Origin of the sequence: Curtobacterium sp. MCBD17_021, assembly GCF_003234525.1 — a bacterium.
GTDB lineage: Bacteria > Actinomycetota > Actinomycetes > Actinomycetales > Microbacteriaceae > Curtobacterium.
Map to the genome: position 1 here is coordinate 126,806 of NZ_QKTS01000007.1, position 26,716 is coordinate 153,521.

Here is a 26,716-nt window from a genome sequence, read left to right on the forward strand (position 1 = left end):
GGCGTCAGCCGGCCTTGGCGGCCTTGGCGGCTTGCTTCGCGCGGGCCTTCTCGGCCTTCTCGCGGCGCTCGGCGCGCGCCTTCTGTGCCTTCTCGCGCCGCTTGGCGCGCTTGTTCGCACGCTCGTGGTCCTCGACGTCCTCGGAGCGCTTCTGGCGCCACGGCTCGGCGGCCAGGTCCGGGCCGTCCCAGACCTTCACCGCGCCCCAGGCTGCGGCCAGGAGCGGCACCGAGATGATCGCGCCGGTGATGCCGGCGAGGACGGTGCCGGCGGTCAGGCCGATCAGGATGACCAGGCCGTGCAGGCGGAGCGTCTTGCCCATGAGCACCGGCTGGAGGAAGTTGCCCTCGAGCTGGTTGACGACCACGACGATGCCGACCACGAACAGCGCCTGGACCGGGCCGAGCGCGACGAGTGCGACCAGTGCGGCCAGGATGCCCGCCGCGGTGGCGCCGACGATCGGGATGAAGGCCGTGATGAAGACGATGACCGCGAGCGGGAGGGCGAGGGGGACGCCAACGATGGCGATGCCGACGCCGATGCCGATCGCGTCCACCGCGGCGACGGTGGCGGTGCCGCGGACGTAGCCGCCCAGGGTCGACACGACGCGGTCACCGACGCGGCGGGCGCGGGTGTAGGAGGCGCCGGTGAAGGGACGGAGCAGGAACTCCCAGATGCGGGGGCCGTCCTTGAGGAAGAAGAACAGCACCACGATCATCAGCACCAGGCCGGTGAGGAAGTTCGCGGTGGCCGAGGCGCCGGCGAGGGCGCCCGAGCCGAACTGCGCGCTCGTGACGAAGTCGGTGGCCGTCTTCACCGCGTCGTCGACCTGGCTGTCGGAGACGGCGAACGGCAGCGTCGTGCTGAAGTCCTGCAGCTGCTGGAACCCCTGCACGGCGGATTTCTGCAGGCTCGACCACTGGTTCTCGACGGCGACGACGATCAGGTACCCGAGGAGCCCGAGGACGACGAGCACCCCGAGGAGGACCGTCAGCGTCGCGAAGACCGACGGGAAACCGTGCCGGCGGAGCCAGGACACCACCGGGTGCATGGCCGAGGCGATGATGAGCGCCAGGAGCACGGGGATCGTGACGACGCTGAGGACCTGGCTGGCGTAGACGATGCCCGCGACGATGACCAGGATGATGATGACCTGCAGGCACCGGGTCGCGAGCCTGCCGAACGAGTCGGACCACACGGCCCGCACGCCGGGCGACGGCTCCGTCGGCGGAGTCGCGGGCGGGGCTGGGGTGGAGCGGAAGAACGGCATGTCGCCGACCGTACAGACAGATCGGTGAGCGCGCCGCGGTGGAGTGCGCTGCGGTGGACGACGCGGCGACCGGGCCGGCCCGTGGCGGACACCCCGACGGGGCAGTCGGTCAGTCCTCGACGAGGTCCCGGTCGCGGAACCACTTCAGCAGCCACGCGGCGCTCGTCCGGTCGAAGGACGGGGCGAACTCGAGCGTGCCGGACAGGAACGGACTGAAGCCCTCCTCCGCCGCGATGTCAGCGTCGTCCAGGCCCCGGTACGCCATCGACCAGCCGTCGAACCGGCGGTGCTCGATGTCCTCTCGGATGAGCGAGCGGATGCTGTGGTGCCGCGGATCCCGCTCGATCGCGGCGAACCGGTCGTCGACGCTCCAGGCCGGGCCCTCGAGCAACTGCATGAACCGGCCGCCCTTGACGACGAGCAGTCCCGAGACGCCGAGCGCCTCGTTGCGCAGCCGAGCGGCGGCGAGCATCTCGGTGAGCTCGTCATCACCGAACTCGTGCGTCGCGACGCTCATGTAGACGATGGAAACCAGCACGGATCGATTCTCGCTGGTCCGCAGGCGGCGTGCACGGAACGTGTCCGCTGTTCGCACCGACGCCCGCGCCTAGGATCGTCGGCATGGCGACCGTCCTCCTCGTCCGGCACGGGCGCACCACCGCGAACGCGACCGGACTCCTCGCGGGTCGGACGGCCGGCGTGGCGCTCGACTCCGTCGGCAAGCGACAGGCTGCCGCCACGGCGGAGCGGATCGCCGCGGTGCCCCTCGCCGCGGTCGTGTCCAGCCCGTTGGAACGGTGCCGGCAGACCGCCCGCGCGATCACGGCGTTCCAGCCGGGCGAACCGCAGCAGCTCGTCGAGCGGGGGATCATCGAGGCCGACTACGGCCAGTGGCAGAACCGGAAGATCAGCGACCTCGCGACGGAGCCGCTCTGGCGTGTGGTGCAGGCGAACCCGAGCGCCGTGGTGTTCCCCGGCGGCGAGTCCATGCAGACCATGCAGTCCCGGGCGGTGGCCGCGGTCCGGCGCCTCGACGCGCAGATCGAGGCCGAGCACGGTGCCGATGCGGTGTGGGTCGCGGTGAGCCACGGCGACATCATCAAGTCCGTTCTCGCGGACGCGCTCGGCATGCACCTGGACCTGTTCCAGCGGATCGCCGTCGGTCCGGCCTCGGTGTCGATCGTCCGCTACGGCGAGCACAGGCCGGAGGTCGTCGCGACGAACACCGAGTCCGGCGACCTGTCCTGGTTGGCGCGGGCAGCGGCCCCGACTGGCGACGCGACCGTCGGCGGCGGTGCCGGTCACGACGCCCCCGACGAGCCGACCCGGCCGGGGACCGCCTCTCCCTGAACGGACGGAGGCGGTCGCTCCTACAATGCGGGTATGCCCCCCATCGTCCACGGCTTCGACTGGCCGGACAGACTCGTCGTCGGCACGATCGGACGCCCGGGCGAGCGGTCGTTCTACATCCAGGCCCGTGACGGCCGCCGCGTGGTCAGCGTCGCGATCGAGAAGGAGCAGTCGGCCGTCCTCGCCGACAAGATCGACGAACTCCTCGACGAGGTCGCCACTGTGGAGGACAACCGGTTCAGCGTCCCTGACGCCGCGCCGTCCGAACTGCGCGACGGTGACCCGCTCGACCAGCCGGTCGAGCCCGAGTTCCGTGCCGGCGCCCTGAGCCTCGGCTTCGACCCGGCCACCGCGCAGGTGGTCATCGAGGCGTACCCGATCGACGAGGACGTCGAGGTCTTCGCCGAGTCGACGGGCGACGGCGACGAGGTCGAAGCGGTCGTGGAACTGCCCGAGCCCAGCGAACTCCTGCAGGTCAAGATCCCGGTCGGGACCGCACGGGCCTTCGTCGAGCGGACGCGGGAGATCGTCGCCGCGGGCCGACCGAACCCGCCCGAACTCGGATGACCGTCCAGCGCGACAGCGGCGAGGGCGACGGTTCCACCGGACTCGACGCCGCCAGCGCCTCGGTGCCGAGCGCGCCGGGCGAGCTCCGCATCACGGGACGCATCCGCGAGGCCTCGAACGCCACCTTCGTCGCCCGCCTCGACGGTGAGAACGTGGTCTACAAGCCGATCGAGGGCGAGAAGCCGCTGTGGGACTTCCCGGACGGCACACTCGCCGGCCGTGAGGTCGCCGCCTACCTCGTCTCCGAGACGCTCGGCTGGGACGTCGTGCCGCAGACCTGGCTCGGTGACGGCCCGTTCGGCCCCGGCATGATCCAGCGCTGGCAGGACATCGACCCCGCCCAGGACGCCGTCGACCTGCTCCCGAGCGAGGAGGCCGCAGCGGCCGTCGCGGCGGGGACCGTGCGCGAGGTGCTCGACGCCGTGGACGAGAACGACCAGGCGGTCACCCTGGTGCACGAGGACTCCGCCGCGCTCCGTCGGATGGCGGTCTTCGACGTCGTCACGAACAACGCGGACCGGAAGGGCGGTCACGTGCTGGCGATGCCCGACGGGCACCGGTTCGGCGTGGACCACGGCCTGACCTTCCACGTCGAGCACAAGCTGCGCACCGTGCTGTGGGGCTGGATCGGCGAGCCCCTCACCGACGACGAGGTCGACGGGCTGCAGCGTCTGTCCGAGGCACTCCGCGGTCCGCTCGGCGAGTCGCTCCGCGAGCACCTCAGCGACGACGAGCTGTCGGCCCTCCGCGGGCGCTGCGCCGCGCTCGCCGCGGTCCGGTCGTTCCCGCCGCCGGACGGCCACGGCCCCGCCGTGCCCTGGCCCGTCTTCTGAGCCCGCCCGTCTTCTGAGCCCGCCCGTCTGCTGACGCCGACGTCGTGACCGACGGGAGGCACGGGCCGGGCCCGCCCCGCGCCTCCCGTCCGGTCCGGGCTCAGTCGAAGCGGCCGAAGGCGCTGCCCCACGGGCCGTCGTCGCCGAAGGCCGACCCCGACCCGCGTCGGGCGCCGAGGTACGACCCGACCACCGCGACGCCGAGGTCCTCGTTCTCCGGTGCGGTGACCGTCCCCTCGACCCGCCGGGCCATGCCGGCCACGAAGCGCGCGAGCCCCGGGTCGTCGCCCAGTCGGAAGAACGTCGTCTTCGCGCCGAGCCGGTGGGCGTTCTCGAGCTCCCGCACGCTCAGCGCGATCGTGACGGGGTCGGGCGGGTAGCTGAAGAACACCTGCCCGTCGGGTTCGAGGTGCGACGTCGGCTCGCCGTCGGTGACGATGAGCAGCACCGGCTGTGCGTTCGGGTGCTTGCGGAAGTGCCGGTTCGCCAGCAGCAGGGCGTGGTGCAGGTTCGTGCCCTTGTCCCACATGGCGTCCAGGCCGACGAGCTGCTCGACGTCCATCACCTCGGCCTCACGACCGAACGCGATCAGCTGCAGGTCGTCGCCGCGGAACCTCGTCGAGATGAGCGTGTGCAGGGCCAGGGCGGTCCGCTTCATCGGGACCCACCGGCCCTCCATCGCCATCGAGAAGGAGGTGTCGACGAGCAATGCGACCGCGGCCTGCGTCCGGGCCTCGGTCTCCTGCACCTCGACGTCCTCGATCTGCAGGCGGACAGCGGCACCGGTCCGCGTGGCGTCGCCCGCCGTCCTCGTGAGCGCGTTCGTGATCGAGCGGGTGACGTCCCACGGCTCGGTGTCGCCGAACTCCCACGGACGGGTCGAGCCCGAGCGGTCGCCCGCGGCACCGGCACGGCGGAGGTCACGCGCACCCTGCCGACCGGACATCCGCTCGGCGACGTCCTTGAGCAGGCTCTTGCCGAGCTGCCGCATCGCCTTCGGGGTCAGCCGGAGCTGCCCGTCGGTGCCGCGCTGCATCGCGCCCGAGTTCCGCAGCGCCTTCTCGAGCTGCTGCAGGGTCCGGGCGTCGACGGCGGCCTGGTCACCGAGCTGCTGCGCCAGGGCATCGAGGTCCAGGTCGTCGAGCTCGGAGCCGGGGCCGACCTGGGCGAGCTGGTCGGCCAGGGCGTCGAGGTCGGCGATGTCCTGGAAGACCCCGGTGCCGTCGCCGAGGCCGAGCCCCTGCTCGCCGTCCATGCCCTCGGAGCCGCCCCAGTCCTGGCCGGGGCGGAGCGCGCGGAGGGCCTCGTCCAGCTGGGACAGCGCGCCCATCAGCGCGGGGGAGCCGAACGCCTGCTCGGCCAGGGCGTCGAGTTCGTCGCGCTGGTCCTGCGTCATCGAGTTCCGCATCCGCTGGGCCGCGGCGGCCCGGGCGGCGAGGTCGTCGAGGAGCTCGTCGACGTTCTGCGGGTTGCTCGGGAACTGGTCACCGTGCTGCCGCATGAACTCGTCGAACTGCTCCTGTGTGTCCTCGCCCCGGCGGTGGGCGTCGAGGAGCTCGTTGAGGTCCTGCATCATCTGCGCGACCGCGGCCCGGTCCTCGTCGGTTGCGTTCTCGAGCGCCTGCTTCATGCCCGCGAAGCGCTGGTCGAGCATCTCGCGGCCGAGCAGGTCCTTGATCTGCTCGTACTTCTGGCGGGCCGTCGGACTCGTCCAGTCGTAGCCGTTCAGCTCGCTGACCGCGGCGGCGGGCGATGCGGGCAGGCTGTCGAGCTGCAGTTCGGCCAGTGCCCGGTCGCCGTCGTCCATCGCCGTGTCGCGCGCGAGCTGCCCGCGTTCGGCCAGCACGGCCTCGTCGAGGAGCTGCTTGATCTCCTGCAGGGTGCCGTCGAGGTTGTTCCTGCTCGTCAGCTCGCGGCGCTTCTCGGCGACGAGCCGGGCGAGGTCGTCGAGTCCGCGCTGCGAGCGCCCGCCGCGGCGGAGGAACTCCCGCATGGCCCGCTCGGGCGAGGTGCCGGCCATCACGTCCTGGCCGATGGCGTCGAGCGCCTCGGCCAGGTCGACGGGCGGGGCGAGCGGGTCCGGGCCGCCCTCGTACCTGCCGTACCGGCTGTCGCGGCTCAGCCGCCGGTTCGGCCGACTAGCCACGGGTCACCCCGCGGGCATCGGCGTCGGTGCGGACCGCGTCACATCCCATACGCTGCTTCGCCCCCGCCGGACTCCTTGCTGATGCGTCGGGCGAGGAACAGGCCCTCGAGCGCGAGCTCGATCGCGCCGGCCCGTTCGCCGTCGCTCGTCGCTCCCACGCGCGCACACACCTGGTCGTAGAGGTCGGACTCGCCGAGCGACGGCAGGCCGGCCAGGAAGTCCCGCGCACTGACCTGCTCGCCCGTGGTCACCATGGTGCCCGCCTCGAGCGCGTCGACGAGGACGCCGAAGTCGAGCCCGCGGAAGCGTGAGCGGACGGTCTCGGCGGTCGCGGTCCGGAGGAGGTGCTCGAGCACCTCGTCGGCGCGGTCCTCTTCCCCCGACTCGAACTCGATCTTGCCGCCGAGGACGTCGACCGCGGTCTCGAGGTCGATCGGGCGGGCGACGGCCTCGGGTTCACCCTGCCGGGCCGCGCGGTGGACGGCGGCCGCCGAGACGGTCTCGGCGCCGGCGATCGAGAAGCGAGCGCTCACACCGCTGCGCTGGTCGACCGCCGCGGACTCGCGCAGGGCCCGGGTGAAGCGGGCGAGGATCTCGACGAGCGGGTCCGGCACCTCGGCGGTCAACTGCGCCTCTTGTCGGATGACCGCGATCTCGTCCGCCAGCTCGATCGGGTAGTGGGTCCGGATCTCGGCGCCGAAGCGGTCCTTCAGCGGCGTGATGATCCGTCCACGGTTCGTGTAGTCCTCGGGGTTCGCGCTCGCCACGATGAGCACGTCGAGCGGCAGGCGCAGCACGTACCCGCGGATCTGCACGTCGCGCTCCTCCATCACGTTGAGCATCGCGACCTGGATGCGTTCGGCCAGGTCGGGCAGCTCGTTGATCGCGACGATGCCGCGGTGACCGCGGGGGATGAGTCCGAAGTGGATGGTCTCCGGGTCGCCGAGGCTGCGACCCTCGGCCACCTTCATCGGGTCGACGTCGCCGATCAGGTCCGCGACGGAGGTGTCCGGCGTCGCGAGCTTCTCGACGTACCGCTCGTCGCGGTGCACCCACGAGATCGGGAGCGCGTCGCCGAGGTCCTCGGCACGGCGGATGCTCGCCGTGGTGATCGGCTCGTACGGGTGCTCGCCGAGCTCCGAGTCGGTGATGACCGGCGTCCACTCGTCCATCAGCCCGTTCAGGGTGCGGAGCAGTCGGGTCTTGCCCTGCCCGCGCTCGCCGAGCAGGACGACGTCGTGTCCGGCGATGAGCGCTCGTTCGAGCTGCGGGATGACGGTGGTCTCGAACCCGTGCAGGCCGGGCCAGGGGTCGCGGCCCTCGCGGAGGGCGGCGAGCAGGTTGTCGCGGATCTCGGCGCGGACCGACTTCTGGACGTACCCAGCAGCGCGGAGCTCGCCGACCGTGGTGATGTCAGGTCGGTTCACGGGCGCCACGGTACGCCTGCCCGCCGACGCTGGCGACCCCGTGCCGGGCGTCCCGCGCGGACGGCCTACGTCAGCCGAACAGGCGGCGGGAGGCGATCTCCGCGCCCTCCGTCAGCGCGCGGAGCTTCGCCCACGCCACGTCGGAGGCGACGAACTCGTAGCTCGCGAAGGTCGCCAGGCCGCAGTCCGTGCCGGCGACGATGCGGGTCGGGTCGCCGACGGCCTCGGCTGCCTCGACGATGCGGTTCGCGACGAGCTGCGGGTGCTCGAGGTAGTTGGTCGTCACGTCGATGACCCCCGGCACGAGCACGGCGTCCTCGGGCAGCGGCAGGTCGCGGAACGCCGGGAACTCGTGCGCGTGCCGCGGGTTGCCGAACGGGATGCTGAACGAGCCGACCTCGGCGCGGTAGAGGTGGGGGAGCAGCACGTCGACGGGCACGTCGTCCTGGTGCGGGCCCTGCCAGTTGCCGTAGCAGACGTGCAGCCGGGTCTGCTCCTTCGGGATGTTCCGCAGGGCGTGGTTGAGGGCGTCGACGTGCAGGTCGACCGCGGCGAGGAACTCGTCGAGGGAGGCGTCGCCGAAGTGGATCACACGTTCCATCGCCAGGTCCGGTGCGTCGAGCTGCAGGACGTGTCCGCGGGCGACGATCTCCTCGTACTCGACGCGGAGCTGCTCGGCGAGGGCGAAGACGTACTCGCGGTGATCGGCGTAGTGCGGGTTGGCGTCGTCGAGCAGCAGGGTCGTCGCCACGATGCCGGGCGTCGCCGCGGAGATGAAGGTCCCCTCAGGAACACGACCGGCCGCGGCGTTCCGCGCCAGTTCGCGGTCGAAGCCGTCCAGGTCCTCGCGGATCCCAGCGCGTTCCTCGTCGTACTGCAGCAGCCCCTGGGCGACCGGGGTGTCCCAGACGCGGGCGAACTCGGCACCCTCGTCGATCTGCCGCGCCTGGAACGCGGCGTACTCGGGGAACTTCACCGAGTCGAGCGTCGGCTTGCGGTGCCCGGACCCGCCGAAGCCGGACAGTCGCTCCCGGATGTAGGTGGAGAAGCCGACGCGGGGCACCTCGCCGTCGTTGACGACGTCGAGTCCGGCGTCGAGCTGCGCGTCCACGGTGGCGGCCAGCACCGCCGCCGTCTCCTCGCGGAGCGCCTGCTCGTCGAAGGGTTTCCCCTGGTCACGGGCGACCAGGAGTGCGGTCAGCTCCGGCGTCCGGGGGAGCGACCCGGTGTGGGTCGTGAGGATGCGGTCGGTCGAGTTCTGCAGCGGCACGCGCCCACGGTACCGGCCGGGAGGCCCGTGGCGGGCTGCTGTCGGGCCTCCCGTCCGGTACGCGGCGGAGTCACACATGTTGTGAGGATCCCTAGCATCCGAGAGGATGAGTGCAGAGCGGCGGAGCCGGATCGACATAGGGGGATCCGGCTCCGGCCCGCTCGTGCTCCGGTTCCGGCGTCCGCCCCGTGGCCCTTCCGACCGAGAACGGGACCGGTGGGCCGGGCGTACGTTCCTCCCTTGCGGCTGGCGGAGGGCGCTCGCCGCGGGAGGAGCACGCGCATGACGAGCGCCAGCGGAACGAGGGGCGGCTCGGTCACGAGCCTCGTCCCGGCGAGGATGGACCGGCTGCCGTGGACGAGGTTCCACTGGAGCGTGGTGGTGGGACTCGGGGTGTCCTGGATCCTGGACGGACTCGAGATCCAGATCGTCTCGAACGCCGGGTTCAAGGCGGACCTCGGGCTGTCGAACCAGGACGTGGCGTCGCTCGGCAGCATCTACCTGGTGGGGCAGGTCGTCGGCGCACTGGTCTTCGGCCGGATGTCCGACCGGCTCGGACGACGCAAGCTCTTCATCCTGACGCTGGCGATCTACCTCATCGGGTCGGGCGTCGCGGGCCTCGCGCAGGACTTCTGGTTCCTCGCGGTGTTCCGGTTCGTCGCGGGACTCGGCATCGGTGGCGAGTACGCCGCGATCAACTCCGCGATCGACGAACTCATCCCGTCGAAGTACCGCGGGCACGTCGACATCGCCATCAACGGCACCTACTGGGGCGGCGCGGCACTCGGCGCGGCCGCGAACATCTACCTGCTCGACACCGCGCACTTCGCCGAGGACGTCGGCTGGCGGATCGGGTTCTTCCTCGGCCCGGTGCTCGGCATCGCGATCATCTTCCTGCGGCGGCACATCCCCGAGAGTCCTCGCTGGCTGATGACGCACGGCAAGGAGCAGGAGGCGGACGAGACCGTCACGCGCATCGAGGCCGAGGTCGAGCGGGAGTCGGGCCGGACGCTCGAACCGGTGCCGCAGTCGAAGGCGATGACGGTCACTCCGATGGACCGCGTCGGGTTCCTCACCATCGCCCGGGTGCTGCTCAAGCAGTACCCGACCCGCACCCTCGTCGGCGCGACGATGATGATCACCCAGGCGTTCCTCTACAACGCGATCTTCTTCACATACGCACTGGTGTTGACGAACTTCTTCGAGATGGAGACCGCGCAGACCAGCCTGTACTTCTTCCCGTTCGCCATCGGCAACCTGCTCGGGCCGCTGATCCTCGGCCGGTTCTTCGACACGTGGGGCCGCCGGCAGATGATCTTCCTGACGTACCTGGTGTCCGGTCTCGTGCTCGCGACCTCGGCGTTCCTGTTCCGCGCCGACGCCATCAGCGCCACCGTGCAGGTCGCGTTCTGGTGCGTGTCGTTCTTCTTCGCGTCGGCGGGCGCCTCGAGCGCCTACCTGACGGTCAGCGAGATCTTCCCACTCGAACTCCGGTCGCAGGCGATCTCGTACTTCTTCGCCCTCGCACAGGTCTTCGGCGCGATCGCACCGGTGGTCTACGGCGCGTTCATCGGGGACGGGTCGTCGCGGGAGCCGCTCTTCTGGGGCTACCTGCTCGGGTCGACGGTGATGATCATCGGCGGGGTGGTCGCGCTCGTCTTCGGCGTGGACGCGGCACGGAAGGGGCTCGAGGACATCACGCAGCCGCTCTCCGTGCTGACCGCGAAGGACGGGGCCGGCTCGGGGCCGGGCTCCGGGTCTGCGTCCTCGCGAAACTCCTGATGCAACATGTTTAGCGGTCGACGCCACGTCCTGTGACCCTCGTGACCACGGCCCGTCCGACAGGGCCGTGGTCACGGAGGGTCCGATGCGGAACACCAGAACGACGAGTGGGCAGGAGTCTGTCCTCCACAACCGACGGCGTCGCGGAGTTGCCCACCGTGCCGTCGGGGACGCGCTCCATCGGAGCCGCCGTGGATGACGGTGACGTGATGACCGGCCTGCTCCGCCCCGAACGAGACGTCGCCCATCCCGGTGGCCCGATCGCCGTGCCGCGCAACCTGCTCCGCGACGCCGTCTTCGCCCGGATGCTCCGGAGCATCCTGCGTGGGGACTACCGGCGCGGCCAACGGCTCCGACTGGACGCGCTGGCGGACGACATGCAGGTGTCGCGGACCCCCGTGCGCGAAGCCCTCGTCCCGCTCGAGGCCATGCGGCTGGTGGTCGTGCAGCGGTACGTCGGCGTCGTCATCGCCCCGTGGACGGTCGGACAGATGGTCGAACGCACCCGGATCGCCAGGGCCATGCTCATCGACCCGCCGTCCAGCTGCGCCCCGACCGACGAGCCCTTCGACGCGGTCACCCTCCGCGACTGCCTGTCCGAGGCGGGCGCGTTCGTCGAGCTCGCCGTGTGGGTGCTGCGCCGCTCCGGGGCGCCGGTGAGTGCGGACTGGCTGCGGTCGCAGCAGCCCGTGCTCGACGTGTTCCACACCGATGACATCGCCCGGGCGAACGGCATCGACGTGGCCGCGGACTGGACCAGCCGGATGCACCTGGTCAAGGCGGCCCGTGCAGCCGCACTCGCCGACGACGTGCCACGCTGCGCGGCCCGCCTGGCCGCGCTCGCCGAGCTGCTCATCGCCCTGCCGGAGCGGTTCCGGAGCGCGGGGACCGCCTAGTCCCGCTGCGCACCGGGCGGAACGAAGTCGCTCCCCGGGCGGGCTCCGGGCGATCGGGGACGCCGGGCCCAGGCCACGGGGAGCGACGTCTGGGTGCTGTGTCGCAGCGACAGGGCACGGATGCCCCGGAATGTGATCGCCACGTCCCGACGAGACTATGCACCGGGGTACACATCGGCAAGCCCCGATCGTCCCCAATTCGGGGGACCGGTGCCGGCGGTCCCGGTGAGCCGCACGTAGCAGCTCCGTTTCGTGCGGGCGCTGGTCCTCCTGTATGGTGATCGGAGTGCCGTCAGGCACCTGGAGACGTCGCATAGTCAGGCCGAGTGCACCACCCTGCTAAGGTGGAGTCCCCTCTCGGGGACCGAGGGTTCAAATCCCTCCGTCTCCGCACTCCACGAAGCCCCGGTTCCGCAGCAGCGGACCGGGGCTTCGTCGTTCCGCCGTGCGCGTCGTCCTCCGCCTCCACGCAGTGCCGACAGTTAGTACCCGGTACGAAACGCAGTCCTCATCAGGGCTTTCTCGCGGCGCTGGGAGCCCGCCGACCGGCGCGTACCCCGGGGTACAATTCCTGCCCCCCGATCCGGGGACTGGTGCATCTGAAATTCCCCAGAATCCGCTAGGAATCCCCTGTTGTTCATTTCCGGGTCATGAATCGGTTGATCTCGGGAGGGCTCTGGTTCGCCGTCCGACTGCCACTGTGATGCCGCCGAGCCGGAGAGCAGCGCTCCGACGGTCCGCCCGAGTCGCTGCCCTGGAAATCCCGAAGGATCACGTTGTCCACAGATTCGCCCCGCCTCCTCACGGTCGTGCGGGACCCGTCGGACGTCAGGTTCCGGATCGTCGCCCGCGCGGGCGGCGTCGCGGTCCTCACGATCATGTCGTTGGTCGGCCTGTTCCTGGCGTTCCGCGCCTCCGAAGCCCTCCGCGTCGCCGGCTTCAGCTTCCTGACCACCCAGGCCTGGGACCCGGACGCGCACCGGTTCGGCATCGCGGCCGTCCTCGTCGGCACGATCCTCATCGCCTGCGTCGCGATCGCGCTCGCCGTCCCGCTGTCGCTCGGTACCGCGCTCTACATCACGGAGTACGCGCCGGTCCGGGTGCGGAAGTTCGCGATCGGACTGGTCGACCTGATGGCGGCGATCCCGAGCGTCGTCTACGGCCTGTGGGGCTTCTTCTTCCTGCAGGGCCAGATCACGCCCGTGTCGCGCTGGATCTCGCAGTGGTTCGGGTGGATCCCGCTGTTCCGGGTCGACGGCATCGACCTGGACGACCCGCTGGCGACCTCGACCGTCTACACCTCGTCGACGTTCATCGCGGGGATCGTCGTCGGACTGATGATCACCCCGATCGTCACCTCGATCATGCGCGAGGTCTTCTCGCAGGCGCCGCTCGGCGAGCGGGAGGGCGCCCTCGCGCTCGGCTCCACCAAATGGGGCATGATCCGGTCGGTCGTCCTGCCGTTCGGCCGCGGCGGCATCATCGGCGGCACGATGCTCGGCCTCGGCCGCGCGCTGGGGGAGACCATCGCGGTCTACATGATCATCTCGCCGGTGTTCGTCATCCAGCCGCACATCCTGCAGGCCGGCGCGAGTTCGGTGTCCTCGCTCATCGCCCTGCGGTACGGCGACGCCACCCCGTTCGGCATGTCCGCCCTGATGGCCGCCGGCCTGACCCTGTTCCTCATGACGCTGTGCATCAACTTCGCGGCGTCCGCGGTCGTCGCCCGCTCACGGTCCGGAGCGAGCAGCTAGTCATGACCGAGATCATCCAGGCGCCGTCGGGCGCCACGACGCCCCTGCCCACCGTCACCCGTCGGACGGCCGTGCCGACCAGCCCGCCGACCGTCTCCGGCCCGGCCGGCTCCGGAGCCGGCACCGTCCTGCCGCTGGCCGACCGGGCCTCCGGGCCGGACCGCGGACCCGAGGAGCGTCGCGTCAACGGCATGCGCATCAGCGACCTGCTCTGCCACGTCGGCGCGGCTCTCGCGTCGCTCGCCGTCACGGTCGTCGTGTTCACCGAACTGGCACCCGTGTCCGGCCCGATCGCGTTCGCGGCCGTCGCGTACGTGCTCTTCCTCGTGTTCTACGCGCTCCTGGTGGCGACGACCGAGAACGCCGCGGTCGTCCGCGACCGCGTGGTGTCGGCGGCGATCCACACGCTGGCGTTCGTCGTCGTCGCGACGCTCGTCTTCGTCGTCGGGTTCAGCGTCGTCCGCGCCACGAAGGCCCTGCCGCACGCGAACTTCATCACGCAGGACATGGCGCTCACCGGACCGCTCGACCCGATGACCTCGGGCGGGGTGTTGCACGCCATCGCCGGGTCCCTCATCCAGATCTCGATCGCACTCCTCATCACGGTCCCGCTCGGCATCACCACCGCGCTCTTCCTGACCGAGGTACCGGGACCGTTCGCCCGGTTCGTCCGCACGATCGTCGAGGCCATGACGGCGCTCCCGTCGATCGTCGCCGGGCTGTTCGTCTACGCCAGCGTCATCGTCGGCCTGGGCGTGGACAAGTCCGGCTTCGCGGCGTCACTCGCGATCAGCGTGATGATGCTGCCGATCATGATCCGGTCCGCCGACGTCGTGCTCCGCCTGGTGCCCGCGACGCTCAAGGAGGCCTCGATCGGCCTCGGTGCAGGGCAGTGGCAGACCGTCTGGCGCGTCGTGCTCCCGACGTCACGGTCCGGTCTCGTCACCGCGATCATCCTGGCGACCGCTCGTGGCATCGGTGAGACCAGCCCCGTGCTGCTCACCGCCGGGTACGCACCCGACCTCAACATCGACCCGACGAACGGCCCGATGATCTCGCTGCCCCTGGCGATCTTCGAGTTCGTCAAGTCCCCGGAACCGAACATGATCGCCCGCGGCTTCGGTGCCGCAGCGGTCCTGATGACGCTCGTGCTCGTGCTGTTCGTCATCGCCCGGGTGATCGGTGCGCAGACCGTCGCGACGCGCGAACGCCGCAACGAGCGCTTCCGCGCCGCCGGCCGACTGCTCCGCCGCGGGGTCGAGGCCGCCGTGCCCGCCGCACGGTCGGCCCGTCGCTTCGTCGACCACCACGTCGACCGTCTCAACTCCCGCCTGACCGACTCCTCCCCGAAGGACCCCTCGTGATCACCCGCAGAAGACGCACGATCGGTGCGCTCCTGGCCGCCGCCGTGCTGGCCCTCACGACGCTGCCCGCCACCACCGCGACCGCGGCGGAGAACTACGTGCCCATCTCGGGCGCCGGCTCGTCGTGGAGCTCCGTCGCCATCCAGCAGTGGGCGGTGAACGTCCAGCAGTACGGCATGAAGGTCCGGTACGCCAGCACCGGGTCGTCGGACGGCCGCAACCAGTTCAAGGCCGGCACGGTCGACTTCGCGGTGTCGGAGATCCCCTACGGCATCAAGGACGGCGGGGTCACCGACGACCCGCCCACGGTCGGGTACGCCTACATGCCCGTCGTCGCCGGCGGCACCTCGTTCATGTACAACCTCAGCTCTGGCGGCAAGCAGATCACCAACCTCCGGCTGTCGGGCCCGGTGCTCGCGGGCGTGTTCACCGGGAAGATCACGAGCTGGGACGACCCGGCGATCAAGGCGGACAACCCCGGTCTCGAGCTCCCGAAGCGACCGGTCGTCCCCGTCGTGCGGTCGGACGGGTCCGGTTCCACCGCGCAGTTCACCACCTGGCTGAGCAAGAAGTACCCGTCTGAGTGGAACGCGTACTGCAAGCAGGCGGGGCGGCCGCTGCCCTGCGGTGTCACCTCGAACTACCCGACGGTCCCGGGCAAGGGGTTCATCGCGCAGCCGAACTCGCAGGGCGTGTCGGGCTACGTCGCGCAGAAGGCGAACGTCGGCACCATCACGTACGTCGAGTACTCCTACGCGTTGAAGACCGGGTACCCGGTCGCGAAGGTGCTCAACAAGGCGGGCTACTACGTCGAGCCCACCGCGTCGAACGTCGCCGTCGGGCTCCTCGGCGCGAAGATCAACCAGGACAAGCGGTCGTCGTCGTACCTCACCCAGGTGCTCGACGGCGTGTACGACAACGCCGACGCCCGCACCTACCCGCTGTCGTCGTACTCGTACATGGTCATCCCGACGACCACCGACGCGAGCCTCACGCCGGCGAAGGGCAAGACCCTCGCCGCGTTCGACTACTACTTCCTCTGCGAAGGACAGCAGCAGGCCGAGGTCCTCGGGTACTCGCCGCTGCCGATCAACCTCGTGCAGGCCGGTCTCGACCAGGTCCGCCGGATCCCGGGCGCGGTCGCGAAGAACATCGACATCCGCAAGTGCAACAACCCGACGTTCTCGGCGGACGGCACGAACACACTGGCGGCGAAGGCCCCGCAGCCGCCCGCCTGCGACAAGCTCGGCGCCGCCCAGTGCACCGTCGGGACCGGTGGCGCGAAGGCCACCGAGACGCCGACGCAGACGCGACCCGGCTCGTCCGAGGACGGAGGAGCGGCCGCCGCGTCCGGTTCCGCCGACTCCGGCAAGGGGACGACGGCGACGTCCGGCGGCTCGTCCGCCGACCAGGGCGCGTCGGGCTCCGGCGGCGAGGCGCTGTCCGGTGCCGGTGGCTCCGGAGGGTCCGGTGTGGCCGCGAACACGGTCGGCAACGGTTCCCCCGTGCAGTGCGACGCCGACAGCGGGGTCTGCCAGAACGTGGCCGCGCTGCCGGTCTCGGTCGATCCCCTGAACGGGTGGAGCCCGCGCCAGACGCTCATGCTCGTCGCCGTCGCGGCCCTGCTCGCCCTCGTGCTGCTGCCGCCGTTCATCGGCGTGCTCGTCTCCCGTCGGAGGGTCCGCAAGTGAAGAACCAGCACCTCGTCCGCCTCGGCTCCGCCGCACTGGCCTTCGGGATCGTCACGACGACCGTCGCCGGGTCCCTGCTCATGGTGACCGCACCGGCCTCGGCGACGGCACCGACCGACAGCTCCGCGATGACCCTGACGTGGAAGGACGCCCAGGCGGCGCTCGGGGGCGGCCAGGGCCCCGACGCCGGTACCCCGGACCCGGACGCCACGCCGGACCCGGACGCCGCACCGGACCCGGACGCCGACGCGTTCTCGAAGATGACCTTCACGGTGAGCCAGACGAAGGACCTCACCGACCAGGGGATCACCGTCAGCTGGACCGGTGCGGAGGCGACCTCGCCGAGCGAGTACGCGACGGACTACGTGCAGATCATGCAGTGCTGGGGTGACGACCCGGCCGGGCCGTCCCCGCAGCAGTGCGTGTGGGGTGCGCCGTCGGCCGCCGTCAGCGCCCGGACAGGGGTCGGTGCCGCCAAGCGCGACCTCGTCCGTGGCGACGACCCGGTGCAGGACATGACCCTCGTCGGTGAGCGTGCGGACGCGGACCTCATGCTGGAGCCGCCCGTCGAGAACCCGTTCCTCAAGGCGTACCGGATGCCGTTCCGCGCGGTCGACGGCACTCTCGCCAAGACGTCCACCGAGCTGTCCAAGCAGTTCGACGCGAACACCTCGAACGAGGTCACCGCGGGCCGCACGGCGAGTGACGGCACCGGCCAGGTCACCTTCGAGACCCAGTCCGCACTCGAGGCACCCCAGCTCGGCTGCGGCCAGGAGGTCGTCGTCGCCGGGACGTCCACACCCCGGTCCTGCTGGCTCGTGGTGGTGCCGCGCGGCTCGCACAACCTCGACGGCAGTGCGGCCGACTCGACCGCCGCCGGCCGCGTCACCGGTTCCCCGCTGTCGGCGTCGGCCTGGCGCAACCGCGTGGTGTTCCCGCTCGGGTTCCAGTCCGTCGCGCAGTCCTGCCCGATCGGCAACGCCGAGGAACGACTCGTCGGGTCGGAGACCGCCACCGAGGCCGTCACCGCCTGGCAGCCGGCGCTGTGCGGCCTCGGCACGACGTACGGCTTCTCGCAGATCGGCGACGGCGAGGCCGCGAACCAGATCGTCTCCGACGTCGCCGGGTCCTCCCGCCTCGCCCTGGTGACCAGCCCGCTCGCCGAGACGGCCGCGGCCGGCAAGACCATCCGGTACGCGCCGGTCGCGCAGTCGGCCGTCGTCATCGCGTTCACGATCGACTACCGTCTGTACCCGGACGCACCCGCGAAGGTGCGCGACGGCCTCCAGGCCCTCGACCTGACCCTCGACGCCCGCCTCGTCGCCAAGCTGCTGACGCAGTCGTACCAGGCCGACGTGCCCGGACGCGGCAGCGGGAACACGGTCCTGCAGGCCAACGCCGCGAGCCTCGTCACCGACCCGGAGTTCCTCGCCCTCAACCCGACGTTCGTCGGCTCGAAGAGCGACACCGCGCCGGCCGGCCTCATGGTGGCGCTCGGCAACGCCGACGCGAACGCCCGCGTCTGGTCCTGGCTGCGGTCCGACCCGGTGGCGGCCGCCTTCCTCGACGGCCGCCCCGACGAGTGGGGGATGCGGATCAACCCGGCGTACCGCTCCCTGGCGCTCGCCACCGACCCGAGCGTGGACAGCTTCCCGAAGGCCGACCTGACCATCGCGAAGGGCGGTGACCCGGACGAGACCGGGTACGGCACGCTCGACATGCGCCCGTACATGAACGACATGCACGAAGGGGCGTACCGCGCGCTCAAGGCCGACCCGAACGAGAAGGACTCCTGGAACCCGTTCGGCCAGCCGAAGGGCTACACCTCGCTCGGAGCCCAGGTGCCCGGCAGCCGGTTCGTCCTGACGATCACGGACGCGGCGTCGGCGGCCCGCTACGGCCTGCCCACCGCCAAGCTCGTCAACGGTGCCGGCGAAGCGGTCGCGCCGACGGCGGAGACGGTCGCGGCGGGCGTCGGGACGATGCGTGCGTCGACCGTCCCCGGGGTCGTGGTCGCGGACCCGGCCGACCGGACCCCCGGCGCCTACCCGCTGTCGATGCTCAGCTACGCCGCGGTGAACGTCTGTGCCGCGACGCCCGAGGAGCGCCGGGCCTACTCGGGCTTCATCGCCTACGCGGCCGGCAAGGGGCAGGTCCAGGGCGAGCGCCAGGGCGAGCTGCCCGCCGGGTACGTCCCGCTGCCCGCCGCCATGACGACCCAGTCGAAGACGGTCGCGACCGACCTCCTCGACGCCCGGGCCGTCGCCGCCGCCTGCCCGGCGGCCTCCGCGCCGGAGCCGACCGCGCCCGAGGCGGACGTCCCCGCGGCCTCCGCCCCGGACGACCAGCCGGCACCGCTCGACCCGGTCGGCACCGGCACGACGTCGACCGACACGGTGGCCACCCCGGAGGTCCCCGCCGTCCAAAAGCCGTCGTCCAACGACGTCGACCAGGCCGCCGCCGACGGAGCCGACCACCGCACCACGGACCAGCCCCTGGCCGCGACCCGCATGGGTCTCGCCGCTGCACTCGGGGCCGGCGTGCCGGCCCTCGGCATCGGTCCGTTCCTGATCCGCCGTGGCCGGAGGCTGGCGATGCTGGCCGCCGCCCACGTGTGACCGAGTTCCACCCCCATCGACTGCTGCCACCTGGGCGGCGTCGGAACCCACGAAAGGAACCACCAGCCATGAAGGCGAACACCTTCTGCAAGATCGGCGTCACGTTCGGGGCGACCGCCCTGATCGTCGGTGCCCTCGCCGTGCCGGCCGCCCAGGCGGACCCGGTCGGCAACTCGTTCGGCACCCTCGTCGGACTCGGTTCGGACACCACGCAGGACGTCATGAACGGCGTCGCGACGGCCGTCGGTGGCGGGCAGCTCGCGTCGTACGACGCGGCCAACGCCGGTCCGTCGGTGGTCACCCGTCCCGGGGGCAAGGCGATCCCGCGCGTGTCCGGCTCCGGTGCCGGTCGCGACGCGCTCCTCGTCGCGATCGGTGCGATCGCCAGCAAGTCCGGCGTCGCGCTCGCCGACGGCACGAGCACGACGGTCGACTCCTCGGTCGTCGGCCAGCTCGACTTCGCCCGTTCCTCGAGCGGCCCGTCCAGCACCGCGTCCGACGGCGTCGTCGCCTACGTCCCGTTCGCTCGCGACGCCGTCGACGTGGCCTACGCCCCGGGCAGCCAGCTCGCGAAGGTCCCCTTCTTCGTCGGCGACGGCACCCAGGCCAAGACCGCCCCGACGCTGTGGAACGTGTACCGCGGCGACGTCACCCACGCGTACTTCAACGCCGACGGGTCGTACAACTCGGTCGGCTCGGCCGCGACCGGCCCCGACGGCACCACGGCCGCGAAGATCAAGCCGCTCCTGCCGAAGTTCGGCTCGGGCACCCGCAGCTACTTCCTCGGCAAGCTCGGCCTCACCGACGCGTCCGGCTTCACCTCGACGAGCCCGTTCGTGTCCGACACGGTCGACGGCCAGCCGATCGAGGAGCACAACGGCCAGGCGATCGTCGACAGCACCTCCGGCTCCACGCTCGCGGTCGCGCCGTTCTCGGTCAGCCAGTGGGTCGCGCAGGCGAACGGCGTCGGCACCGTGAAGGACCGTCGCCACGGCGTGGTGCTCGCGCCGCTGAGCGTCGTCGACGGCAAGCAGGCCCCGGCCACCACGGGCAGCGGCACGTCCTACGCGACCAACCCCGCGTACGCCGGCTTCGTCCGCGACGTCTACAACATCGTGCCCTCGCGCCTGGCGGACGACCCGACGAGCGCCATCGCGAAGACCTTCGTCGGCAAGGACTCGCTCGTCTGCAAGCAGACCGCGACCATCGCGGCCTACGGCTTCCTGCCCGAGCCCGCCACCACGCCGGCGACCACGTGCGGCTACGACCAGCTGCGCTCGATCACCGCGTCGCCGAGCACCACGAAGCTCTCCGTCCCGGCGACGGCGACGGCGGGCAAGGCCGTCACCGCATCGGTCTCGGTCGACTCGTTCGGCGCCGGTGGCGGCACGGTCAAGGTCTTCAAGGGGAACGCGGTCGTCGGCACGGGCACGATCGCGCGCGGCGCCACCAGCGGCACCGCGCCGATCACCCTGCCCGTCGGCTCGGCGTCGCTCACCGCGCAGTTCGTCCCGTCGCTGGCCGGTGTCGCCTCCAGCACCTCGGCCCCGGCGACCGTGGCGGTCGCCCCCGCCACCGCCGTGTCCGTCTCGGTGCCGAAGCTGACCGTCGGCAAGACCGCCAAGGTCACGGTCAAGGTCACCGGTGCCGGCCCGTCCGGTGGCACCGTCACCCTCAAGAACGGCAAGGAGACCCTCGGCACCGCCAAGGTCCCCGCTGCCGGCACCGCGACGATCTCGTTCGTGCCGAAGGCCGTCTCCTACAAGTTCACCACGACCTACACGGCGAGCGGGTCCGGCGCGGTCGCGACGAACACCACCGGCACCGTGAAGGCCGCCAAGGGTGCGCCCACCGTCACGGTGAGCGCGATCAAGTCGGTCAAGGCGTCGGCCAAGGCGAAGGTCGCCGTCCGGGTCACCGGCACCGGCTCGGTCCCGACCGGCACGGTCACCGTCAAGGAGGGCAGCAAGAAGCTCGCCTCCGGCACCGTCTCGAGCAAGGACGGCCGCGTGACGGTCACCCTGCCGAAGCTCAAGGCAGGCACCCACAAGCTGACCGTCTCCTACAGCGGCAGCACCACCTGGAACGGCGCGGACAAGGCCGCGACGCTCAAGGTCACCAAGTAACACCCCCTGCCCGGCCGGCCGCACGACGGCCGGCCGGGCCCCTCCCACCACCTGCGATGGACGACACGATGACCAGCACCCCCTCCCGGCAGGACCGGCCGGACCGACGACGGCCCGTCCTGCGCCGACTGACGTCCCGACGCTCCACGGTGCGCCGCCCGGTGGTCCGCCGCCCGACCAGCGGCTGGTCGCACGAGCCCGTCGGGCCTGCGGCACGCGCCCTCCCGGTGCTCGGTCAGCCCGAGCGGTGGCGCTTCGGCGGCTCCGCCGTGGTCGTGGTCGGCCTGCTCCTGGTGGGGTTCGCGCTCCAGTTCATCGCGGTCTCGCAGGTCTCGTACGTGCGTGACCAGCAGCTCGCGCTCGATGCGTACCGGTTCCAGCTCGCCAACGCGACCGCACCCGTGGGACAGACCGGACCGGACGGCCGCCTCGTCGCCGACGGCACCCCGGTCGCGATCCTCCGCGTGCCCGCGATCGGCCTGCGGTCCGTGGTCCTGCAGGGCACCACGTCGGACGTCACCCGCTCCGGACCCGGTCACCGACGGGACACCCCGCTCCCCGGGCAGGCCGGGGCGAGCGTGGTGTACGGACGACAGACGGCCTACGGCGGCCCCTTCGGGAAGATCGCCGAGCTCCGCCGGGGCGACACCCTCACCGCCACCACCGGCCAGGGCACCGCACGGTACCGCGTGACCGACGTCCGACGGACCGGTGACCCGGTACCCGCACCGATGGCGGTCGGCGACGGCCGGCTCACCCTCGTCTCCGGTGCAGGCCTGCCGTTCCTGCCGGACACCGTGGTCCGTGTCGACGCGGAACTGGTCTCCGACCCGGTGCCGACGCCCACCCCGGCCTTCGGCTACTCCAGCCTCGAGCCGCGCGAGCTCACGATGGCCGGCGACGGGACGGTCTGGCCGTTCGTGGTGCTCGGGCTCGGCGTGCTGGCCGCGATGGTCGCGCTCTTCACCGTCGGCATGCGTCTGTGGGGCCGCCGGCAGACGGTCGTCGTGGCCGTCCCGGTGGTGCTCGCCGTCGGGTTGTTCGCGGCGTCCCAGCTCACGCTCCTGCTCCCCAACCTGATGTGACCGGCCGACCTCCCGCGACCGCACGCCCACCGATGACCGGAAAGGCCCCCATGACCGACACCGCCACCATGGTCGACGAGTTCGACAGCTGGTTCACACCCGACGCCGCAGCCGCCCCCACCGAGCTGATCCCGACCGCCACCCCGGCGACCCTCGACGCCTGCGAGGTGTCCGCCTGGTTCGGTGACCACAAGGTGCTCGACCGCGTCTCGCTGACGATGCCCGCCGGCCAGGTCACCGCGCTCATCGGCCCCTCGGGCTGCGGCAAGAGCACCTTCCTCCGCACCCTGAACCGGATGCACGAACTCGTCCCGAGCGCGTCGCTGGCCGGCGAGGTCCTGCTCGACGACGTCGACATCTACGACGCCTCGCGTCGGATCACCGAGGCCCGCCGCCAGATCGGCATGGTGTTCCAGAAGCCGAACCCCTTCCCCGCCATGAGCATCGCGGACAACGTCCTCGCCGGCCTCGCGCTCACGGGGGTCAAGCTCGACAAGAGCGGGAAGGCCGACCTGGTCGAGGAGACCCTCACGAAGGCCGGGCTCTGGAACGAGGTCAAGGACCGCCTCCGACAGGCCGGTGGCGGGCTCTCCGGCGGCCAGCAGCAGCGCCTCTGCATCGCCCGGTCGCTGGCGGTCCGGCCGCGCGTGCTCCTCATGGACGAGCCGTGCTCCGCGCTCGACCCCACGTCGACGCGTCGCATCGAGCAGACCATCACCGAGCTCGCACAGGACGTCACCGTCGTGATCGTCACCCACAACATGCAGCAGGCACAGCGCGTCTCCGACCGGTGCGCCTTCTTCCTCGCCGAGGCCGGCACCCCCGGCGCGATCGTGGAGCACGGCCCGACCGAGGCGATGTTCGGCACCCCGCGCGACCCGCGGACCGCCGACTACGTCAACGGCCGCTTCGGGTAGTCGAGCGGCACCGCCACGGCGACGTCGGTCGACGGACGGCGACGACCGGGAGGCCCGTCCTGCCCGACCGGTCCGTTACGGTGAGCGGGTGATGCGACGGGTGACGACGGCAGCGACGACCGTGGCGGTCGCCGCCCTCCTGCTGTCCGGCTGCAGCGCCGGCGGCCCTGCGGACCGCAGCGCCGTCGGCGGTGGGGACGGCAGCGCCGTCGAGGGGTACGTCGAGCCCGGTCGCGGAGCGGCCGAGCGGGTGCGGACCGCCGTCGACCGCGGCGCCACGGTGATCGGCGTCGACGGCGCGGCGCTGTCGGACGACGGGACGCACCTGCTCGAGACGCCCGACGGACTCGGCGACCTCGTGGGCGTCGCTGCGGACGCCGGGGCCACGACCGAGGTGCTCTTCAGCAACTACTCGTCGGCGGTCGGGGACTTCTCGCCCGAGGGGGCCACGGCACTGCTGTCGTCGGTGGCGAACCGCGAGCGCGTCGTCGGGCAGCTCGTCGACCTCGCCGCGGAACTCGGGACGGACGGCGTGCAGATCGACCTCGAGTCGATGCGCGACCAGGACCGCGACGGCCTCGTCGCCTTCGCGCGGGAACTGCGCGCGGCCGTGCACGACCGGCTCGGCGACCGCGCCGAGGTGTCGATCGCGATGACGTCGTCGACGGACCCGGCGGAGTACCGGGACCGGGGCTACGACCTCGACCGGCTCGCCGAGCACCTCGACCGCGTCGTGCTCATGACCTACGACCAGCACGGGCCGTGGGGAGGCCCCGGCACGATCGGCGCGCTGTCCTGGGCGCAGGAAGCGGTGCGGACCGCGGTCGGCGGCGGGGTCCCGGCCGAGCGGATCGACGTCGGCGTCGCGGGGTACGGGTACGCATGGGGTGCCGGTTCGGACGCCGCACCGATCCCCGCGGCGGCGGCTGCACGTCTGGCCGGTGACGGCGCGGAGTGGTCGGACCGGACGGGGGAGTGGTCGGCGACGCTCGACGACGGCCGCGCACTGCACTGGTCCGACGCCCGCTCCTACGAGGTCCGGCGGGACCTCGCACGGGAACTCGGCGTCCACGGCGTCGCCCTCTGGTCGCTCAACCTGTCGCCCCTGCCCGCTGACTGACCCCGGCCGCGGAGCGTGGATGCGCACCGGTACCGCGTCGCCCGACCGATCGGGTCTCCCGTCCGCACCGCGCGTTCGGTGACGCATCCTCCGGTCGCTGTCACCGCGTCGATGTAGCATCGCCGGACATCGACCCAGCGGCGAGGAGACCTGCGTGCCGGAGCTGACCCACCAGACCGTCCCGATCGACCGGATCCAGGACGCCGGGGCGGCCATCGTCTCGTCGGTCGCGACCGTGGTGGACGGCAAGCCCGAGGCGATCCGCACGGCGCTGACCGTCATGCTCGCCGAGGGCCACCTGCTCGTCGAGGACGTCCCCGGCGTCGGCAAGACGGTCCTCGCGAAGGCGCTCGGCGCCTCGGTCGGGGGCTCGGTGAACCGCATCCAGTTCACCTCCGACATGCTCCCGTCGGACGTGACCGGGGTGAACATCTACGACCAGTCGTCCGGCACCTTCCGGTTCTCACCCGGTCCGGTCTTCGCGAACGTCGTGATCGGCGACGAGATCAACCGCACCAGCCCGAAGACCCAGTCGGCGCTCCTCGAGGCGATGGCCGAGTCGCAGGTCACCGTCGACGGCGTCACCCGACCGCTCGAGTCCCCGTTCATGATCGTCGCGACGCAGAACCCGGTGGACATGGAGGGCACGTACCCGCTGCCGGAGGCCCAGCGCGACCGGTTCATGGCGCGCATCGCGATGGGCTACCCGAGCCCCGAGGCGGAACGGCGGATGCTGTCCGCCCGCGGTCGACACGACCCGCTGAGCGACCTCCGCCCGGTCGTCGACGTGGACACCCTGCGCTCGATGATCGCCGCCGTCCGCACGGTGCACATCGCCGCCGACGTCGAGGCGTACATCGTCGAGATCGTCCGCGTCACCCGGACGCACCCCGACCTGCTCCTCGGCGCCAGCCCCCGTGCCACCCTGCACCTGGCGCAGGCCGCACGCGCGTACGCGGCCCTCGCCGGTCGCCCGTTCGTCACGCCCGACGACGTCGCCGCCCTCGCGCCGATCGTCCTCGCGCACCGGCTCGTCCCGGTCGCCCGCGGCCTCGGCGGCTCGGCGGAGGACACCGCCCGTGAGATCGTGGTCCGGATCGTCGCCGACACCGCGGTGCCCTTCACCGCCACGCCCGTCCGGTCCTGATGGCGGACCAGCGGCCCGACGCCGGGCGGCTCGCGCGACGCACCGGCGCCGCACGGTCCGTGGTGTCCCGCTACGGCCGGCGGGGTCTCGGGATGCTGCGACGGACGCCCTTCCCACGCCCGACGCCCCGCGGCTGGACGGTCCTCGTGGCCGGGATCGGCCTCGTCGCTGCCGGCCTCGTCACGTCGATGAGCGTCGCCGTGACCGCCGGTCTGCTGCTCGTCGTCCTCGTCGTGCTCGGCGTCGTCACCGCACTGGCCGTGGCGGCGCCGCTCCGGGCCTCCCGGTCCGCGCCGCGCGCCGTCGTGCAGGTCGGCGAGGTCTACCGCGAACGGGTGACCCTGCGCGGCTCCGCCATGCGGTTCGCGCCGCGGTCGACGCTGCTCGTCCGGGAGCAGCTCGACGACCTGTTCGTCAGCACCGCCGAGCCGACGTCGCTGCTGGCGGTCGGACCGGCGTCGCCGCCGGCCGTGCTCGACGTCGAGGCGCTCGCGATCTCCCGCGGGCGCGGCCTCGTCGGCCCCGTGACGGTCCGGGTCGAGGACCCGTTCGGGCTGCTCCGCGTCGACCGGCCGGTCGTGTCCGCCGAGGAGGTCGTCGTCGTCCCCGGGTCCGTCCCGCTCGCCGCGCTCGACACCGGTGCGCTCGCCGGGGCCGTGTCCGCCGACGAGGGCCGGGTCGGGCAGGGCGGCTCCGCCGACGACAGCGAACTGCGTCCGTACCGACCCGGCGACCCGATCCGCCGCGTGCACTGGGGGCAGAGCGCGAAGCGTGGCGGTCTGCACGTCCGCCAGACCACCCAGGCGCAGCCGCCGGAGGCCGTCGTCGCGCTCGACGTCCGGCGCGAGGCGTACCAGCAGCTCGGCCGCGACGACCTGGCGGAGCTGTCCGACCTCGGCGGCGACCAGGCCTTCGAGCACGCCGTCGTGGTGGCCGCCAGCGTCGCCAGGGCGCTGTCCGCGCGGACCTCACGTGTCGCCCTCGTGACGGACGAGCCGGGCGGCGACGTGCGTCACAGCGGCGACGCCGGCGGCCTGTCCGAGGTCCTCGTCGGGCTCGCGGACGTGCACGTGCGCAGCGGAGCCCGCGCCGTGACCGACGTGCTGCACGGCGTGCGCGGGCGGGACGTGCACGGCATGACGGCCGTCGTCACCGGTCGCTGCACCCCCGAGCAGGCCGCGGAACTCGTCTCCGCCACGAACGGGTCCAGCCGAGGCGTGCTCGTCACGGTCGTCCCGCCGGACCCGGCCGTGCGCGGCATCCTCGACCGAGCCGGGTGGCGCGTCCTCGTCGTCCCCGTGCCGGGCAGCTCGACGGTGGGGCACGCCCGGTGACCGCCGTCACGACCGCGGA

General features: G+C 72.0%; 20 protein-coding genes and 1 tRNA gene. 16 read left to right on the forward strand and 5 right to left on the reverse strand.

The window, feature by feature from the left end; genetic code table 11:
• Nucleotides 1–4 precede the first annotated feature (4 nt).
• Both DEI83_RS08590 and DEI83_RS08595 read right to left on the reverse strand, forming a co-directional pair.
• Nucleotides 5–1,270: an AI-2E family transporter gene (locus DEI83_RS08590; protein WP_111081542.1), complete on the reverse strand. Its 1,266-nt coding sequence runs from the start codon at nucleotides 1,268–1,270 to the stop codon at nucleotides 5–7.
• A gap of 109 nt (nucleotides 1,271–1,379) precedes the next feature.
• Nucleotides 1,380–1,808, reverse strand: coding sequence for a BLUF domain-containing protein (locus tag DEI83_RS08595; protein ID WP_111081543.1), 429 nt, complete (start codon nucleotides 1,806–1,808; stop codon nucleotides 1,380–1,382).
• Nucleotides 1,809–1,891: 83 nt separating this feature from the next.
• On the opposite strand from DEI83_RS08595, the gene DEI83_RS08600 reads away from it, so the two are divergent.
• Genes DEI83_RS08600 through DEI83_RS08610 form a run of 3 tightly spaced genes read left to right on the forward strand, consistent with a single transcriptional unit; the run spans nucleotide 1,892 to nucleotide 4,020 of the window.
• The gene (locus DEI83_RS08600; RefSeq protein ID WP_111081544.1) at nucleotides 1,892–2,620 is read left to right on the forward strand and encodes an MSMEG_4193 family putative phosphomutase; all 729 of its coding nucleotides are present in this window, start codon (nucleotides 1,892–1,894) and stop codon (nucleotides 2,618–2,620) included.
• Nucleotides 2,621–2,653: 33 nt separating this feature from the next.
• On the forward strand, nucleotides 2,654–3,187 hold the full coding sequence (locus DEI83_RS08605; RefSeq protein WP_111081545.1) for a DUF3090 domain-containing protein: 534 nt from the start codon (nucleotides 2,654–2,656) through the stop codon (nucleotides 3,185–3,187).
• Nucleotides 3,184–4,020 carry an SCO1664 family protein gene (locus DEI83_RS08610; protein WP_111081546.1) on the forward strand — a complete coding sequence of 279 codons (837 nt, stop codon included), beginning with the start codon at nucleotides 3,184–3,186 and terminating at the stop codon, nucleotides 4,018–4,020. Before DEI83_RS08605 ends, DEI83_RS08610 begins: the two co-directional genes overlap by 4 nt.
• A 100-nt stretch (nucleotides 4,021–4,120) precedes the next feature.
• Here the strand turns inward: DEI83_RS08610 and DEI83_RS08615 are convergent, their stop codons facing one another.
• The 3 genes from DEI83_RS08615 to DEI83_RS08625 form a co-directional block, all read right to left on the reverse strand.
• Nucleotides 4,121–6,166: a VWA domain-containing protein gene (locus DEI83_RS08615; protein WP_258371126.1), complete on the reverse strand. Its 2,046-nt coding sequence runs from the start codon at nucleotides 6,164–6,166 to the stop codon at nucleotides 4,121–4,123.
• Nucleotides 6,167–6,204: 38 nt separating this feature from the next.
• Entirely contained in the window at nucleotides 6,205–7,593 is a 1,389-nt protein-coding gene (locus DEI83_RS08620; RefSeq protein WP_111081547.1) for a magnesium chelatase, read from the reverse strand.
• A 70-nt stretch (nucleotides 7,594–7,663) separates the two neighbouring features.
• The gene (locus DEI83_RS08625) at nucleotides 7,664–8,863 is read right to left on the reverse strand and encodes a cobalamin-independent methionine synthase II family protein (RefSeq protein ID WP_258371127.1); all 1,200 of its coding nucleotides are present in this window, start codon (nucleotides 8,861–8,863) and stop codon (nucleotides 7,664–7,666) included.
• Nucleotides 8,864–9,145: 282 nt separating this feature from the next.
• On the opposite strand from DEI83_RS08625, the gene DEI83_RS08630 reads away from it, so the two are divergent.
• The 13 genes from DEI83_RS08630 (at nucleotide 9,146) to DEI83_RS08690 (ending at nucleotide 26,697) form a co-directional block, all read left to right on the forward strand.
• Entirely contained in the window at nucleotides 9,146–10,645 is a 1,500-nt protein-coding gene (locus tag DEI83_RS08630; RefSeq protein ID WP_111081548.1) for an MFS transporter, read from the forward strand.
• Between the two features lie 191 nt (nucleotides 10,646–10,836).
• Nucleotides 10,837–11,541 carry a GntR family transcriptional regulator gene (locus DEI83_RS08635; RefSeq protein WP_220036766.1) on the forward strand — a complete coding sequence of 235 codons (705 nt, stop codon included), beginning with the start codon at nucleotides 10,837–10,839 and terminating at the stop codon, nucleotides 11,539–11,541.
• A gap of 302 nt (nucleotides 11,542–11,843) precedes the next feature.
• Nucleotides 11,844–11,932: transfer RNA gene (locus DEI83_RS08640), tRNA-Ser, on the forward strand.
• A 385-nt stretch (nucleotides 11,933–12,317) separates the two neighbouring features.
• Complete coding sequence (gene pstC / locus DEI83_RS08645) at nucleotides 12,318–13,295, forward strand: phosphate ABC transporter permease subunit PstC (protein ID WP_220036767.1); 978 nt, start codon at nucleotides 12,318–12,320, stop codon at nucleotides 13,293–13,295.
• A 2-nt stretch (nucleotides 13,296–13,297) separates the two neighbouring features.
• Nucleotides 13,298–14,659, forward strand: coding sequence for a phosphate ABC transporter permease PstA (pstA, locus tag DEI83_RS08650; RefSeq protein ID WP_220034323.1), 1,362 nt, complete (start codon nucleotides 13,298–13,300; stop codon nucleotides 14,657–14,659).
• The gene (pstS, locus tag DEI83_RS08655) at nucleotides 14,656–16,350 is read left to right on the forward strand and encodes a phosphate ABC transporter substrate-binding protein PstS (RefSeq protein WP_258371128.1); all 1,695 of its coding nucleotides are present in this window, start codon (nucleotides 14,656–14,658) and stop codon (nucleotides 16,348–16,350) included. Before pstA ends, pstS begins: the two co-directional genes overlap by 4 nt.
• Nucleotides 16,347–18,968 (forward strand): hypothetical protein, encoded by a 2,622-nt coding sequence (locus DEI83_RS08660; protein ID WP_111081551.1) that lies wholly within the window; start codon nucleotides 16,347–16,349, stop codon nucleotides 18,966–18,968. Before pstS ends, DEI83_RS08660 begins: the two co-directional genes overlap by 4 nt.
• A 68-nt stretch (nucleotides 18,969–19,036) precedes the next feature.
• Nucleotides 19,037–21,094 carry an Ig-like domain repeat protein gene (locus DEI83_RS08665; RefSeq protein ID WP_111081552.1) on the forward strand — a complete coding sequence of 686 codons (2,058 nt, stop codon included), beginning with the start codon at nucleotides 19,037–19,039 and terminating at the stop codon, nucleotides 21,092–21,094.
• Nucleotides 21,095–21,162: 68 nt separating this feature from the next.
• Nucleotides 21,163–22,179, forward strand: coding sequence for a sortase (locus tag DEI83_RS08670; RefSeq protein ID WP_181431135.1), 1,017 nt, complete (start codon nucleotides 21,163–21,165; stop codon nucleotides 22,177–22,179).
• A 50-nt stretch (nucleotides 22,180–22,229) separates the two neighbouring features.
• Nucleotides 22,230–23,096 carry a phosphate ABC transporter ATP-binding protein gene (locus DEI83_RS08675; protein WP_258371129.1) on the forward strand — a complete coding sequence of 289 codons (867 nt, stop codon included), beginning with the start codon at nucleotides 22,230–22,232 and terminating at the stop codon, nucleotides 23,094–23,096.
• Nucleotides 23,097–23,187: 91 nt separating this feature from the next.
• Nucleotides 23,188–24,216 carry a glycosyl hydrolase family 18 protein gene (locus DEI83_RS08680; RefSeq protein ID WP_111081554.1) on the forward strand — a complete coding sequence of 343 codons (1,029 nt, stop codon included), beginning with the start codon at nucleotides 23,188–23,190 and terminating at the stop codon, nucleotides 24,214–24,216.
• 154 nt (nucleotides 24,217–24,370) lie between these two features.
• Entirely contained in the window at nucleotides 24,371–25,363 is a 993-nt protein-coding gene (locus tag DEI83_RS08685) for a MoxR family ATPase (RefSeq protein ID WP_258371130.1), read from the forward strand.
• Nucleotides 25,363–26,697, forward strand: coding sequence for a DUF58 domain-containing protein (locus tag DEI83_RS08690; RefSeq protein WP_111081555.1), 1,335 nt, complete (start codon nucleotides 25,363–25,365; stop codon nucleotides 26,695–26,697). The genes DEI83_RS08685 and DEI83_RS08690 overlap by 1 nt, the downstream gene beginning before the upstream one ends.
• Nucleotides 26,698–26,716 lie beyond the last annotated feature (19 nt).